Source organism: Paenibacillus sp. FSL R7-0128 (assembly GCF_038002245.1).
Taxonomy (GTDB): Bacteria; Bacillota; Bacilli; order Paenibacillales; family Paenibacillaceae; genus Paenibacillus_AQ; species Paenibacillus_AQ silagei.
In genome coordinates, this window is record NZ_JBBOCD010000001.1 from 2,105,358 (window position 1) to 2,120,528 (window position 15,171).

At 58.6% G+C, this 15,171-nt stretch carries 12 protein-coding genes, 2 pseudogenes and 1 riboswitch; of the genes and pseudogenes, 13 read left to right on the forward strand and 1 reads right to left on the reverse strand.

All coding sequences use genetic code 11. The annotated features are described in order from the left end of the window. Window positions 1-150: 150 nt before the first annotated feature. A complete protein-coding gene (locus NST26_RS08570; protein ID WP_339254968.1) occupies window positions 151-1,083 on the reverse strand; it encodes an ArsR/SmtB family transcription factor in 933 nt (310 codons plus the stop codon). A gap of 139 nt (window positions 1,084-1,222) precedes the next feature. Then, window positions 1,223-1,417, forward strand: a riboswitch (cobalamin riboswitch). 285 nt (window positions 1,418-1,702) lie between these two features. On the opposite strand from NST26_RS08570, the gene NST26_RS08575 reads away from it, so the two are divergent. From NST26_RS08575 to NST26_RS08630, 13 genes and pseudogenes are all read left to right on the forward strand, one after another. Next, window positions 1,703-2,467, forward strand: coding sequence for an energy-coupling factor ABC transporter permease (locus NST26_RS08575; RefSeq protein ID WP_036722468.1), 765 nt, complete (start codon window positions 1,703-1,705; stop codon window positions 2,465-2,467). Then, a complete protein-coding gene (locus NST26_RS08580; protein ID WP_036722466.1) occupies window positions 2,467-2,760 on the forward strand; it encodes an energy-coupling factor ABC transporter substrate-binding protein in 294 nt (97 codons plus the stop codon). The genes NST26_RS08575 and NST26_RS08580 overlap by 1 nt, the downstream gene beginning before the upstream one ends. Then, window positions 2,757-3,545: a cobalt ECF transporter T component CbiQ gene (cbiQ, locus tag NST26_RS08585; RefSeq protein ID WP_036722464.1), complete on the forward strand. Its 789-nt coding sequence runs from the start codon at window positions 2,757-2,759 to the stop codon at window positions 3,543-3,545. Before NST26_RS08580 ends, cbiQ begins: the two co-directional genes overlap by 4 nt. Window positions 3,546-3,557: 12 nt before the next feature. Next, window positions 3,558-4,418, forward strand: coding sequence for an energy-coupling factor ABC transporter ATP-binding protein (locus tag NST26_RS08590; protein ID WP_340979027.1), 861 nt, complete (start codon window positions 3,558-3,560; stop codon window positions 4,416-4,418). Window positions 4,419-4,432: 14 nt separating this feature from the next. Further along, window positions 4,433-6,145: pseudogene (gene cobJ, locus NST26_RS33995) on the forward strand (precorrin-3B C(17)-methyltransferase); the annotation flags it as partial. Window positions 6,146-6,232: 87 nt separating this feature from the next. Next, window positions 6,233-7,477: pseudogene (locus tag NST26_RS34000) on the forward strand (sirohydrochlorin chelatase); the annotation flags it as partial. Next, window positions 7,474-8,268, forward strand: a complete 795-nt coding sequence (gene cobK / locus NST26_RS08600) for a precorrin-6A reductase (protein WP_340979029.1) — start codon at window positions 7,474-7,476, stop codon at window positions 8,266-8,268. The pseudogene NST26_RS34000 and the gene cobK, both read left to right, overlap by 4 nt. A gap of 2 nt (window positions 8,269-8,270) precedes the next feature. After that, entirely contained in the window at window positions 8,271-8,936 is a 666-nt protein-coding gene (locus NST26_RS08605) for a precorrin-8X methylmutase (RefSeq protein ID WP_339257381.1), read from the forward strand. A 1,108-nt stretch (window positions 8,937-10,044) separates the two neighbouring features. Beyond that, complete coding sequence (locus NST26_RS08610; protein ID WP_340980820.1) at window positions 10,045-11,118, forward strand: cobalt-precorrin-5B (C(1))-methyltransferase; 1,074 nt, start codon at window positions 10,045-10,047, stop codon at window positions 11,116-11,118. Continuing rightward, the gene (gene cbiE / locus NST26_RS08615; RefSeq protein WP_340979030.1) at window positions 11,111-12,337 is read left to right on the forward strand and encodes a precorrin-6y C5,15-methyltransferase (decarboxylating) subunit CbiE; all 1,227 of its coding nucleotides are present in this window, start codon (window positions 11,111-11,113) and stop codon (window positions 12,335-12,337) included. The genes NST26_RS08610 and cbiE overlap by 8 nt, the downstream gene beginning before the upstream one ends. Window positions 12,338-12,368: 31 nt before the next feature. After that, on the forward strand, window positions 12,369-13,244 hold the full coding sequence (gene cobI / locus NST26_RS08620) for a precorrin-2 C(20)-methyltransferase (RefSeq protein ID WP_340979031.1): 876 nt from the start codon (window positions 12,369-12,371) through the stop codon (window positions 13,242-13,244). After that, the gene (cobM, locus tag NST26_RS08625) at window positions 13,241-14,038 is read left to right on the forward strand and encodes a precorrin-4 C(11)-methyltransferase (RefSeq protein WP_076079758.1); all 798 of its coding nucleotides are present in this window, start codon (window positions 13,241-13,243) and stop codon (window positions 14,036-14,038) included. Before cobI ends, cobM begins: the two co-directional genes overlap by 4 nt. Further along, window positions 14,031-15,170: a cobalt-precorrin 5A hydrolase gene (locus NST26_RS08630; RefSeq protein WP_340979032.1), complete on the forward strand. Its 1,140-nt coding sequence runs from the start codon at window positions 14,031-14,033 to the stop codon at window positions 15,168-15,170. Before cobM ends, NST26_RS08630 begins: the two co-directional genes overlap by 8 nt. Window position 15,171: the final 1 nt, after the last annotated feature.

Genomic DNA, 15,171 nt, shown 5'->3' on the forward strand with positions numbered 1-15,171 from the left:
ACCTACCTACCTACCTACCTACCTACCTACCTACCTACCTACCTACCTACCTACCTACCTACCTACCTACCTACCTACCTACCTACCTACCTACCTACCTACCTACCTACCTACCTACCTACCTACCTTCTACACACCCTAATCTGGCTTTCATATAGGACCCGGCAAATCTGCCACGCCATCTGTATAAAACAACTCAAACACCAAATCCTCGTTGTAGTTGCCGAAGCCCTTGCCGAACAGGGTGAGGCCACCAATATGCTCGGCATCCTCCTCGACAGAGAGCCGGAAGGTCCATTGTTTGTTGCGGATGCCTACCTGATCCAGGGTGACCTCCGACAGCTTTTGCCCATCCATGAAGGTACCCGTCTGAGTAATCCGCAGCTGCTTGAGCAGGCCGTATTGATTGGTGAGTGCAGGCCACCAGGCCGGGGTGTATTTTCCCGGATTATCTCCGTAGTCACCGGGGCTGGTCCAGAAGCCGAGCGATTGTCCGTTCAGTGTGAAGGTAATATCCGACGGCCAGTTGTTGTTGACCGACGGGGCTTCGGAGGCGATCTCCATCGTGATGGCAAGCTCCTCCGGCTGCTGGCTCGACAGCAGGAAATTCGGGATTTTATACTCCACGAACCCCTTTCCGAACCAGAGAATCCCGGCGTTCACCCGCTCCTGGTCCCAGAAATAACGGGGATCGTCAAAGTGCCCGATGACCCTCTCTGTCGTAGACAGTCCGCAGGTAGGCTCGATCTGGAAGTCGGAATAATGCCCCACAGGGATGTCCTTGCGGTACCCTCTGCGCGGAGTCCGGGCCTGTCCCGGAAAAACTATCTCAGCCCCGTCGGCGGCCAGTGTACAGATCTTCTGCAGACCGCTTTTACCGGGAGCCATATGGCTGCGGATCAGCCCGGCGGCTTCGAGCTTGCGCACATGCATGGTCATAATCGCACTGCTGAGCTTGAGGGCTGCGGCCAGCTCCTTCACGTTCATGGGCTTATCGGACAGCAGCCGCAGCATATGCAGGCGCACGGTACTGGACAGGGCCTCGTACACGGGCAAAGATTGTTCGGTTAGATCAAGTTTCATCGGATGCCTCCACGTTCAGGTTATATAGTTAATAATTATATTACTCAAATAAAATTTCTACAAGCCATGATTGGCTGCAGGCGAGCTTTTCCAATTTATATCACAGACAGGCCAATCTCTGTCCGCTATGATGTGAGATGAATTAGCAATGAAACAAGGTGCTCTTGCCGGAAGCGGCAAGGGATAACAGGGAATCGGGTGCAACTCCCGAGCGGTCCCGCCACTGTATGGAAGAGCTGCACTTCATGAGGTCACTCGGGAAGCCCCCGGGGAAGACGAAGTCTGCAGCGCCTGTATTCCAAGCCAGGAGACCTACCTTGTCTACGCACACCACGACTCTACGCGGATAGGAGCGGTGTACGGATAGGTTAATGAGAAGAGGCGTTCTGCCCTGATGGACCGGAGAAAGCTTGGTGCTTCAAGGTGATCCCCGGTTATAGCTGCTGGATACAAGGATACGGCCCATAGTGATGGGACGGTGAAAAGCACCTTGTTCCGCTTCGCCACGGGTTGCGCGCTCTATCGAACTTGCCTGCGTACATACACTCCCACCCTATAGGGTGGGTTTTTTGGGCTTTATGATCTGTAATGGGAAATCAACAAACATGGAGGGTGACAAATGAAAAAGCACAGATGGTGGAGCTTTGCGGCACTGGTTGCCGGATTTACGGTGTACTTTATGCTGAACGAACCGGGGACGGCCCGGGCGATGCACATTATGGAAGGATTCCTGCCGGTTGGCTGGGCGGTGTTCTGGTGGGCGGCGTTTATCCCGTTCTTTGTCCTTGGAATCTTCAAGCTGAGAGCCATGACCCGGGAGAATCCGGAGCTGAAGCTGCTGCTGGGTCTGGCCGGGGCGTTTACCTTCGTACTGTCTGCGCTCAAAATGCCTTCCGTGACCGGAAGCAGCTCCCACCCCACCGGTACCGGACTAGGTGCGGTAATGCTGGGGCCGCTGCCCATGAGCGTAATCGGCTCGATTGTCCTGCTGTTTCAGGCGCTGCTGCTGGCGCACGGCGGGATCACTACGCTTGGAGCCAATGCGTTCTCGATGGCGGTGGCGGGTCCTTTTGCCGGATATGCAGTGTATAAGCTGATGATGAAAATGCCGGACCGCGAGAAGCTAGCCTTGTTCTGTGCGGCTGCGGTGGCTGATCTGAGTACGTACGTAGTGACTTCCTTCCAACTGGCGGTGGCTTTTCCGGCGGCGGATGGCGGCGTTCTGGCTTCTTTTCTCAAATTCGGGGGAATCTTTGCCGTGACGCAAATCCCGCTGGCTATCAGTGAAGGGCTGTTGACGGTACTGCTCTGGAACTGGCTGAAATCGTATAGCCCGAATGAATTGTCGCTGCTGAAACGCAAGGTGAACGGAGGAAGAGCCTAATGAGCAATAAATGGAAAAATGGGTTGATGCTGCTGGTTGTTATTCTGCTGGTCATTCTGCCGCTGCTGCTGGTTAATGGGGAATTCGGCGGGGCCGATGATGCGGCTGAAGGTGTGATTACCGAAATGAATCCTGACTATAAGCCGTGGTTCAAGCCGCTGACCGAGCTGCCGGGTGAGACGGAGAGTATGCTGTTTGCATTGCAGGCCGCGATTGGTGCCGGTGTGATCGGTTATACCCTGGGGCTGCTCAAGGGCAAGCAAGGCGGGACGAAGCAGCATAGCAGCAAGTGATCCGGCGGATTGACGTTCTCTCTTACAATAATGCTCTGCGCCAGTTGTCCCCGATGTGGAAAAGCTCGTTCGCAGCCCTGATGTTCCTTCTCTCTTACACCGTACATCCGGTACTACAGGCTGCAATTACCCTATGGATGATGTCCTGGTGTGTATTGCAGGCCCGTATTCCCTTCCGTGCTTATGGCATGCTGTTCGGCACAGCGCTGCTGTTCTATGCGCTTAGCGTACCGGCGCTGCTCGTGGAATTCGGGCATCCGGCTGCGGGAGAGGCAGGGATATTCCCGCTTCCGGGACTGAACCTGCCGGTATATGTCACAGCGGCGGGACTTCAGCGGGCAGGGGAGCTGCTGGCCAGAATCTCTGCCTGCATGAGCTGTTTCTTCTTCCTGATGTTTACGACTCCGTTCAGTGAGCTTTTGCAGGTGCTGCGCAGGCTGCGGATGCCGCAGATTGTCCTGGAGCTGATGCTGATTATGTACCGCTTCTTATTCCTGCTGAGTGATGCAGCGCATGGTCTGCTGCTGGCCCGCAGGCTGCGCGGAGGCCGCCGGGGCTACAAGGCCAGAATGCGGGAGACTGCGGCTATGGCAGGAGCGCTGTTCGGCAACACGATGCACCGGTATTACGGATTATCGCAGGGGCTGCTGGCCCGCGGATTCACAGATGAGATTATTCTCCCGCCTTATACGGCGCGTCCTGTGCCGCGGCGCTATACAATCCAGGCTTATGCCGGGATTGCGCTACTGCTGCTGGCTGAGGCGTACTTTATCACTAACACATGAAAGGAGTCACCCATGGATCAGGAATCTAGCTTGGCTTGTGACGGAGTGGTGTTCCATTACCCGGATACGAAGGAGCCTGCACTGCATGAACTGACGTTCTCCATCCCCGCAGGCAGCAAGACGGCGGTGCTCGGTCATAACGGTTCAGGCAAATCCACGCTGTTCCTGCATGCCGTCGGCATTTTGCGCCCACAGCAGGGGACGGTTGTGCAAGGAGGGAAGGCGTTATCCTACTCCAAAAAAGAGCTGGCCGCTCTGCGGCGGAAAGTGGGCCTGGTCTTCCAGGACCCCGAGCAGCAGCTGATTCTCAGCACTCCGCTGGAGGATGTGTCGTTCGGGCTGCGCGGCAGCGGCATGGCTGAACAGGCTATCGCTGCGCGCTGCCGGGAGGTCATGGAGCTGCTGAATCTAACCGGCCTGGGCGATAAACCGATTCACCAGCTTAGTCTGGGCCAGAAGAAACGCACGGCACTCGCCGGTGTACTGGCTATGGAGCCGGAGCTGATTCTATTGGATGAGCCGACCTCGTATCTGGACCCGTTATCGGAAACGCAGATGCTGAAGGGGCTTGAAGCCATACATGCTAAAGGGACAACCGTAGTTATGGCTACGCATGATATGGACCTAGCCTACCGCTGGGCGGACTGGATTATTGTGCTGGAGCATGGAAGATGCCGGGCGGCGGGGACGCCGGAGGAGATTTTTGCGGGACGGGAAGAGCTATTGTCCATCGGGCTGGGACTGCCGCTGCTGGCTGACTTATGGTTCAGCCTGCCTGCCAGCCTGACCGCAGGGCAGAGCGCTCCCCGCACCGCCGGGGAATTCAAGGTGAAGCTGCATAAGCTGCTTGCGCTTAACCACAGCTATTCATGAACGGGGGAAGAAGAATGAAGAAACAAGGAAAGCTGCTGATTATCGGCTTCGGCCCCGGAGCGCTGGAACATATTACCGGCCGCGCACTGGCTGCGCTGGATGAGAGCGAGGCGGTCATCGGCTATACCACTTATGTAGATCTGATCAGGCCGCTGCTGCGGCACCAGGAGATTGTCGGCACGGGGATGACTGAAGAAGTCAGCCGGGCCCAGGAGGCCGTCCGCAGAGCTGAAGCGGGCCAGAGAATTGCGGTAATCTCCAGCGGCGATGCCGGTGTCTACGGAATGGCCGGGCTGGTCTACGAGGTGCTGATCGAACGCGGCTGGAGCCGCTCAGAGGGGGTACAGGTGGAGGTGATCCCGGGAATATCGGCGATCCAGTCCTGTTCCTCGCTGCTTGGAGCCCCGATTATGCATGATTCCTGCACGATCAGCCTGAGCGATCATCTTACGCCCTGGGAGAGCATCGCTGCGCGTGTGGAAGCGGCGGGGGCGGCGGATTTCGTCATTGCGTTCTATAATCCGCGCAGCGGCAGACGGACGCGCCAGATTGAAGAAGCGCGCACCATTCTGCTGCGTTACCGTGATCCGGCTACACCGGTAGGCATTGTCAAAAGCGCCTACCGTGACCGCCAGCAGACAGTCGTAACGACGCTGCAGGATATGCTGGAGCATGAAATCGGCATGCTCTCAACCGTGGTGGTCGGCAACTCTGCTACCGTTGTCTATGAGGATCTTATGATTACGCCGCGCGGATATGAACGCAAGTACAGTCTCGGGGCACAGACGCAGACGCTGAAGCCGCACGAGCGGCTGCGCACAGCCGCAGAACCGTGGTCGCTGGCTGCGGCGGAGTCCGGGCAGGCAGAGGAGGCAGCTGGAGCCGGAGCGGCCAAAGCTGTTGTTGCGGGGAGAGCAGCAGAGACTGGGCAGAGGGATGCAGCAGATGTTGGAAGCGAGACCGAGCCGGGACAGGTGAAAAGTGCAGAAGCATCAGGTTCGGTTCGGATGGAATGGGCGCTGGGCTGTGGCGAAGCGGAATCAGGACAGACGGAAGAGGCTGCTGCGCAGAGCCTGGCTGCTGCTCCGCAGGTGGAGCGGCTGCGGAGCTTGTCCGGTCGCCTGAAGGCATCCACCGATTCTTCCTTCGAGCTGGAGATTGCTCCCGCAACCGGCAGCCGCAGCTTCAACGGTGATCAGATGAAGCTGCTGGCTGAGCTTGCAGGCAGCGATGGGCAATTGATCTATACGAAGGACGGATATTTCCTGCTGCGCGGCAGCCGGAATGAAGAGGCAGAGGCAGGAGCAAGGCTGCTGGAGGCCGGACTGAATGTAAGTACGCCTGGAGATTACGTGAAGGTGAAGACCTGCGGATTCTGTGAGCTGCGCAGAAGCGGGGCGTTAAGTGCTGCTGTCCGGCTCCACACCCTGCTGTATGGAATGGCTGTGCCCAGAGAGCTGCACATCAGTGTAGCCGGCTGCGGGATGGCTTGCAGCTCCGCTGTGCTGGATGATATCGGACTGGTAATGTCGCGCGGCAGCTATGAGTTGTATCTCGGCGGCAAGAAGTCCGGGCGGGGTGCCCATGCAGGGATTTTGGTGCGTGAAGGGATGGACGAAGAGCAAGCGGTAGCCGCTGTAGCTGCCGCAGTTGAGGACTACAGGGCTCATGGCCGGGAGCAGGAGCGGTATCATGCGTTCCGGGAACGGATGGACAGCGCAACAGGGAGTGCAGCCCATACATCCGATAACGATAACAGCAAAGAAGGAGTGCAGACGATGAGAACGGTATTACTGGTGGGACACGGGAGCCGGGTTCAAGCGGGAAATGAGGAGCTGCTGGAATTCACCCGACTGCTCGCAGCCCGTAAGCCGGAGCTGAAGGTTGAGACCTGCTTCATAGAGCTGGCCTCGCCTTCCATCGCTGGCGGAATTGCCAGATGCATTGAGGGCGGTGCGGCGGAGATATACGTTGTGCCGATTATTTTGTTCGCGGCAGGTCATTCCAAGCTCGATATTCCAATGGCGATTGATGAGGCCAAGCAGAGATATCCCGGGGTGAAGTTCATCTACGGACGCCCGCTGGGGGTGCAGGACCGTGCCGTCGATATTCTGCTGGAGCGGATTCAGGAAGCAGAACGACTTCCACTCCCGCCGGTGAAGGCGGCTGGCGGAATGGACCTGGACCTGCGCGGGAACGGTGCATCCACGATTGAGGATAAGGACACCATCGTACTGCTGATGGGACGCGGGGGCAGTGACCCGGATGCTAACAGCGATCTGTATAAAATAAGCCGGCTGCTCTGGGAGAGAACAGGCTACCGCAGCGTGGAAAGCTGCTTCATTGCCATCGCCAAGCCTTCGCTGCCGGACGGGCTTGAGCGCTGCCTTGCACTGGGTGCGCGCAAAATTATTGTTCTGCCGTACCTGCTGTTCACCGGAGTGCTAATGCAGCAGTTCGCAGAGAGAGTGGCGCAATTCGCAGCGGAGCATCCCGGGCTTGAAGTGGAGATCGGCGGCACACTGGGCGCACATCCGCTGCTGGCGGATATGCTGACAGAGCGGATCGAGGAGACGCTGGAAGGGCGTGCCTTCAGCAACTGCGATAACTGCAAATACCGCGATGCAGCCTCTTTGCATCATCACCATCACCATCATGGTGAGGAGGAGCACGGGGAGCATGGGCATGGACATCACGGGCATGGGCATCACAGTCATGAGGGACATGGACACGGGCGCCATGAGCATGGAGATGAAGAGCACGGACACGTACATCACTGCCATGGGAAGCATGGGCATCACGAATGTGCGCATCACGGGCATGGGAATCACGGGCACACGCACGAGCATGGGCGACATGAATGTACGCATCACGAGCATGAGGAACATAGGCACGGGCACCACTGCCATGGGAAGCATGGGCATCACGAGTGTGCGCATCACAGGCATGATGAACATGGGCACACGCATCACGCGCATGAGCATCACTGCCATGGGCGGCATGATGTAACGGAGGCGGCGGCTCCGGCAGACGATCTGGCGCTTCGCCAGCCGCGATGATCTTCATGTTATGCGGCACCAGCGACGCCCGCGAGCTGGCTCAGAGCCTCCTGCGCCAAGGCCTGCCGCTGCAGGCCAGCGTGGTGACGCCCAGCGGGGCAGAACGCCTTATGGCCGCAGGCATCCGCACCCGCGTCGGCAGACTGGACCGCGCGGCGATGATCGCTTTGCTGCAGGCGGGCGGGTACCGAGCCGTGGTGGACGGCAGCCATCCTTTTGCGCTGGAGGCCCATGCTAATGCAATGGAAGCTGCTGCTGCGCTGGGGTTGCCTTACTTCCGCTACGAGCGGCAGAGCCTTATCTATAACAGCCATCCCCGGCTGTTGCTAGTGCATTCCTATGAAGAGGCTGCGCGCAAGGCTAAGGAGCTGAAGGGCTCTGTGATGCTGACTACCGGCGGCAAAACGCTGGAGATTTTTGCGGAGGAGCTGCTGGGAGATCCGGACATCCGGCTGACCGTAAGGCTGCTGCCTTGTCTGGAGAATCTGGAGAAGTGTCTGGCCCTTGGGATAGAGCAGCGGAATATTATTGCGCTTCAGGGCCCTTTTAGCAGAGAGATGAATGAGGCCTTATACCGGCAGTATGGCACCCGGGTGATGATTACCAAGGAGAGCGGGGCCGAGGGCTCGGTGGATGAGAAGCTGCATGCCGCGCTGGATATGGGGTTATATGTGATTTTGATTATGCGGCCGGGGCTGTCCTTCGGGGATGGCGGAACGGTGTTTGATTCTTTTGACGAGATTACGGCTGCTGTGAAGAATGCGCTGCTAATGACGAGGGAAGAGGGATGAATGTGGATTTCGGGACAGAGTTCAAGCCGGTGACCGTACAGCCGCAGGAGATAGAGGGTCTAAGCTTTCAGATGATTACGGAGGAGCTGGGTGAACATTCGTTTAGTGCATTGGAGTACCCGATTGTACAGCGGATTATTCATGCTTCGGCTGATTTTGAGCTGGGGCGCAGCCTGGTGTTCCATCCCGGGGCGATTGAGGCGGGGATTCACGCCATTCTGCAGGGCAAGCCGATTATAGCGGATGTGCGGATGGTGGAGGCGGGCATTGCCAAGGAGCGGATTCAGCGGTACGGCGGCGAGGTCCGGGTACATATTTCAGATCCTGATGTGGTGGACGAGGCGAAGGCGCTGGGAACCACAAGGGCGATTATCGCAACGCGCAAGGCCTGCGCACAGGCACCGGGGGGGATCTATGTCATCGGCAACGCGCCGACTGCCCTGCTGGAGCTGATCCGTCTGGTAAAGGCAGGCGCCGCCCAGCCCGGACTTGTCATCGGCATGCCCGTTGGCTTCGTCTCTGCGGCGGAATCCAAGGATGAGCTGCGCAAGCTGGATATTCCATACATCACGAATATCGGCCGCAAAGGCGGCAGTACAATCGTGGTCGCCGCAGTGAACGCACTAAGTCTGCTGGCCGTCCGCCGGGCGGCGGGTGAGCTGGGGTAGCTTGATCAGAGAATCAGATCGCTGAAGCGTAGGGCTGGTGAGTTGTCATATCCCGATTAAGGTGCAAGTGGTATGCTCAATCGCACTCTGTACAACTAAATGCTCTGATGTACGAGTGAATAGCCATTTAGCTGTAAAACGTACAATTAAACTTTTCTATAATCGGTGTTCTCCTTCATTTGGGCAGATATAGTTGTACAGATTACAGTTAGATGAGGAAATCCTCCCTTTTTGCGGGTTTTAAATGTACAGAATACAACTACTATCTCAAATTATTTACTTTTTTAGTTCTAATAGTATTCTTTACAACAGAATTCGTGATTTTATAGTTAAAATCCGGTTCTATTGTAGTTCGTACACTTGATTTCTGGATAAAGGCTCCAAAACACCTCCCCCGCCAAATTCTAATGTACAAAATGCAGCAGACTTACTTTTTTGGCGGATTTGGGGTTCAACTAATGTACAAAGTGCAGTGGAGCCAGAATTTGTATAAAAATCTCCTGATTTGCTTAGAAGCAGCAGTATAATCAGGTTATATAGAGAGTAAGACAGGTTACCTGCCCAGGGCGAAAGCTCAGCGGATAAGCATCAGCGATGTGAAGATAGTTCAGATTCTGAGGATTTATTCTTAGACCAACAGCAAAGAGGGATTGCCATGACCAAGGAAATACCCGGTCACGCCGTCAGGCAGAACCGGAGCCAAGAAAGCGGGGAGGCAGGGGCGGGGCAAGCAGAGCGGGTAGAGCAAGCAGCCGGACCTGAATTCGATCAGGGATCTGAGCAGTTGGAGCAAGTAGGCAGCCCCAAATTCGCACAGGCGGCTGAACGTTTGGAGCACGCAGCCGGCTCCGAGATCGAGCAGATGGCTGGGCAGGTACAGCAGGCTATCAAACCCGGATTGCCCGGATTCGATCAGGCAACTAAGCAACCGGAGCAAGCCAGCTGCCCCGAGTTCGATCAGGCAGCCCAGCAGGTGGAGCAAGCAGACGGCCCCGAGATCGAGCAGGAGGGTGATCGTGTACAACAGTCTGCTGGGCCTGAGTTCGCACAATCGCCCGATACCGGATCGCCCGATCACGATTCCGAAGAAGCGCCCCCTGCTCCTCCGATGCGCAGGGGCTACACGACAGGGGCCTGTGCCGCAGCGGCAGCCGCAGGTGCGGCCACCCTGCTCATTACAGGGGAGAGCCTGCCTGCGGTAGAGATTGATCTGCCGGCCGGGTTCCGTCATACCTTTGAGCTGACTGGCTGGCAGTGCGCAGGGTCGCATACGGCAAGCTGTGCCACAGTGAAGGATGCCGGAGACGACCCGGATGCGACACATCTGGCGTGGATCGAGGCGGCGGTGAGCTGGCGGGATCAGCCCGGCGTGGAGATTGACGGGGGCCGCGGTGTTGGCCGGGTGACGAAGCCGGGGCTGCCGGTGGGCGTCGGAGAGGCGGCGATTAACCCAGTGCCCCGGAGGATGATTCAGGAGGCGGTATCCGCCGTACTGGAGGAGCACGGTGCAGTGCGGGGCCTGAGGGTAGTCATCAGCGCGCCGGAGGGCGAGAGCATCGCCATGAAGACGCTGAATCCCCGGCTGGGTATTCTGGGCGGCATTTCGATCCTGGGCACGCGGGGCGTGGTGACCCCGTTCTCCACCGAGGCCTACAAGGCGAGTGTGGTTCAGGCTATCTCGGTGGCGGCTGCGGCGGGGAACCGGCAGGTTGTGCTCACCACAGGCGGCAGCAGCGAGAAATACGCCATCGCGATGTTCGCAGAGCTTCCGGAGGAAGCTTTTATACAGATGGGGGAATATGTGGGCTTCTCGCTGGAGCATGCCAAGGCATACGGAATTCGCAAGGTTACCTTCGTCGGGATGGCCGGCAAATTCTCCAAGGTGGCTCAGGGGGCCATGCTGATTCACTCCAAGAACGCGCCCGTCGATTTCGGATTTCTGGCAACCGTTGCGGCGGGGGCGGGAGCGTCCCCGGAGCAGGTGCAGGAGATTGCTGCCGCCAACACAGCCTCACAGGTCGTGGATATGATGACTGAGGCGGGGAATCACACTTTTTTCGAGCAGCTGTGCAGGCATGCCTGTGAACAGAGTCTGGCGCATATGAACGGAGGCATGATTGTGGAAATGGTGCTCATTACAATGAAGGGCCGGGTGCTGGGAAGGGCGGAGATTCATGGATAACCTGATTTATGTAATCGGGATCGGTGAGGATGGCGCCGGCGGCTTGACACCGGATAGCTTAAGTATAGTGAACAACAGCGAGGTGCTGCTGGGCGGCGAGCGGCAATTGAATTTTTTCGGCAGGTATAGAGGGGAGAAAATCGTGCTGCAAGGCGGGCTGAAGCCTTTTACAGACAAGCTGGAGGAGGTGTGGCGTGAGCGGCGGACGGTGGTGCTGGCCTCGGGGGACCCGTTCTTTTTTGGGATTGCGGGTTATCTGGTCCGCAGGTTCGGACCGGAGCATGTGGAGGTGATCCCCCATTATAGCAGTGTGCAGCTTGCGTTCGCGCGGCTCGGGGACAGCTGGCAGGATGCTGAGCTGATCAGTCTGCACGGGCGTCCCATTCAGGGACTGGCCCAGCGTATCGACGGCAGGCACAAAATCGCTCTGCTGACAGACGAGAACAACACCCCTGCGGTCATTGCCGCTTATCTGCAGGAGTTCGGGATGGTGGAATATGAGGCGTTTGTCTGCGAGCGGCTTGGCGGCGCAGAGGAGATCTGCCGGTTCTGGACGCTGGAGGAAATGGAGACCAGGGAGTTCGCAGCGCTTAATGTCGTGATCCTGCGCCGTAAGCAGGAGGTCTCCGCTCCCGTGCGGCGCGGATTCGCTTATCCCGACGGGGAGTTCCGGCAGCGTAAGCCGGAGAAAGGCCTGATTACGAAGCGCGAGGTCCGCGCTCTGGTGCTTTCGGAGCTGAACCTGTCCGAGGATGCAGTCGTGTGGGATATCGGTTCCGGCTCGGGTGCGGTGGCTGCGGAATGTGCGCGGATCGCCAGACTCGGGAGGGTCTACGCTCTGGAGAAAAGTGCGGAGAACCTGCCGAATATGGCAGCGAACCGTCTGAAGTTCCGGGCGGATTTCGAAATCATTCAGGCGAAGGCGCCGCAGGGCTTAGCGGCTCTACCTGACCCGGATGCCGTCTTCATCGGCGGGAGCGGCGGTGAGCTGGCGGCCATTATTGAACATAGCGCTGCGAGACTTCAGCCCGGCGGACGGATTGTGGTTGGGGCGATTACGGTGGAGACGCTGCATGGCAGCATGGAGGCGCTTAAGGCCGCAGGGCTGGCCTGCGAGGTGACGATGCTTCAGGCGTCGCGCGGCAAGCTGATTCTCGGCATGACCCGGTTCGACGGGATGAATCCCGTTTATGTGGTCAGCGGCCGGAGGCTTCATTAATCATCAGACAATAACGAAGGAGGAACCCGCAATGAAGACCGATGTAACTGAGCCGCGTGAGCAGGCTGCGGAGGGACAGGAAATATCGTCAGGAGAAGCTGCAGGGACGCTGTGGACAGAAGCAGCGATACAGGCGGCCAGTGCGTTATTTGACCCGCTGGATGCAGAAGAGCTGGAGCTGGAGGAAAGACTGACTCCCCGGGCGCTCGGAACGTTATACGGCATAGGCGTTGGCCCCGGCGACCCGGAGCTGATTACGCTTAAGGCTTGCCGTCTGCTGCGGGAATGTCCGGTGATTGCCTACCCGGCTACCAAGAAGGGAGGCAAATCCTACGCCTATGAAATCATTGAGCTGCATGTAGACCCGCAGGACAAAATCATGCTCGGACTGGTCTTTCCGATGACGAAGGACCCGGAGCTGCTGGCTGGCGGCTGGACCCGTACGGTAGAGCTGTGCTGGGGAGAGCTGAGACAGGGGCGGGATGTGGCTTTTGTGACGGAAGGCGATCCTAATCTCTTCAGCACTTTCATACATCTGTCCCGGCTGATGCAGGAGCTGCATCCCGGCGTGCCGGTCGTCTCGGTTCCGGGAATTTCCTCGGTGCTGGGCGCGGCGGCGGCGCTGGAGCAGCCCCTGGCGGACGGCAATCAGCGGGTGGGGATCATCCCGGCTACGGACGACAGAGAGGCGCTTCGGGAAGCGCTGCTGCATCATGATACGGTGGTGTTCCTTAAGGTGGCGAAGGTGCTGGATCTGGTGCTGGATGTGCTGGATGAGCTGGGCTTGTCCGGCCGCGCCTCGGTGGTAACCAAGGTCACCTCCCCCTATGAGACTGTCTGGCGCGATGCACGGGACCTGCGGGGCAAGGAAGTGGAGTACCTGAGTCTGATGGTGGTGAGCAAATGACTGAGCTTGCGTCGAAGGTATACATTGTAGGTGCCGGACCGGGCGACCCGGAGCTGATTACTGTAAAAGGCAGCCGAATCTTGCGCTCCGCTGATCTGGTGCTGTATGCGGATTCGCTGGTCAGCGAGGAGCTGATCCGCAGCGCTAAGCCCGGTGCGCAGGTGCTTCAGAGCTCGGGCATGGATCTGGAGCAGCAGGTGGAGCTGATGACGCTTGCCGTGCAGTCCGGTAAAAGCGTAGCCCGTGTCCACACCGGAGACCCCGCCATGTACGGCGCGATTCTGGAGCAGATGTCGCTGCTGAAGCTACGTGGCGTCGCTTACGAGATTGTACCGGGCGTCAGCTCGGTTTTTGCCTCTGCGGCGGCGGTTGGCGCAGAGCTGACCGTGCCGGAGCTGACGCAGACGGTCATTCTGACCCGTGCGGAAGGGCGCACGCCGGTGCCTGAGCGTGAGCAGCTGCGCAAGCTGGCGGAGCATCACTGCACGGTGGCGCTGTTTCTGAGTGCATCACTGGCCGGTCATGTGAGCAGTGAATTCCTGGCCGCAGGCTGGAGCCCGGAGACCCCGGTGGCGGTCGTGAAGCGGGCCACTTGGCCGGATCAGCAGATTCTGCGGACCACGGTTGAGAAGCTGGAGGCGGACCTGCAAGGTGCTGGCATCACCATGCATGCCATGATCCTGGCCGGCTGGGCGCTGGACCCCGGGCTGACGGACCGCGATCAGCACCGCTCCAAGCTGTATGACAAGACCTTCACCCACGGCTGCCGGGAAGGAATCGGCTCCGGTGAGTAAGCGGTATGCGGCTGTTGCCATTACGCGGAGTGGCATAGAGCTGGCTGTGAAGCTCGGCGGGCGGCTTGGCGGGACTGAGGTCTTTGCCTATGCCAAGTATAGCGGAGAGCTGGAGGCGCGGAGCGGGGAGATCACTGTTTTTGACGGACCGGTCAGAGGGGTGCTGCCTAGGCTCTTCGGGAGCTATGAGGCGGTCATTCTGTTCTTCTCACTGGGGGCGGCTGTCCGGCTGACGGCTCCGCTGCTGCGGGATAAAAGAACCGATCCTGCCGTCGTCGTCATCGATGAGCGCGGGGAGCATGTCATCAGCATGCTCTCCGGCCATCTCGGCGGAGCGAATAAGCTGACACTGGAGATTGCGGAGCTGCTGGGCAGCCATCCGGTGATCACCACGGCTTCGGATGTGCAGGGCACCTTCGCTGTCGATCTGCTGGGCCGGGAGTACGGCTGGCGTGCCGACAGCTTCACCTCCATGAAGGGGGTTAGTGCTGCGCTCGTTAACGGGGAGCCGGTAGCCTTTGTGCAGGAGAGCGGGGAACGTGACTGGCTGCCGCCGGGTGCTGAGGTGCCGGAGCATGTCTCTATGTTCGCAAGCAGAGCCGAGCTTCGGCATAGCGGACGCAGCTTCAGCGCAGCGATTGTGGTAAGCGACCGGGTGACGGAGGAACCAGAGGAGGACGCACCGGCAGATACTACTCTGGCCGAGTACACTGTAGTGTATCGCCCGCGCAGTCTGGTGCTTGGACTCGGCTGTAACCGCGGGACGTCTGCGGAAGAGCTGGAAGCGGTGGTTCTGCGCACTCTGAATGAGCTTCGTCTGTCGCTCGATAGTGTGCGGAATGTGGCGACAGCCGGGATCAAGGGGGATGAAGCGGGACTCTTGGCCTTGTGCGCCAAATACAGCTGGGAGCTGGTTCTGTACACCCCGGAGCAGCTCAATACAGTAGAGCTGGACCATCCGTCTGAGGTGGTATTCAGGGCAACCGGGGCTTACGGTGTCTGTGAACCTGCTGCGCTACTGTCTTCAGGTGCGCATTCGCTCCTGCAGCCTAAGCTCAAGAGCGGCAATGTGACCATCGCCGTAGCCCGGATTGTCTATCCCGGAGAGAAGGAGGGGAAGAGCGGTGAATGAG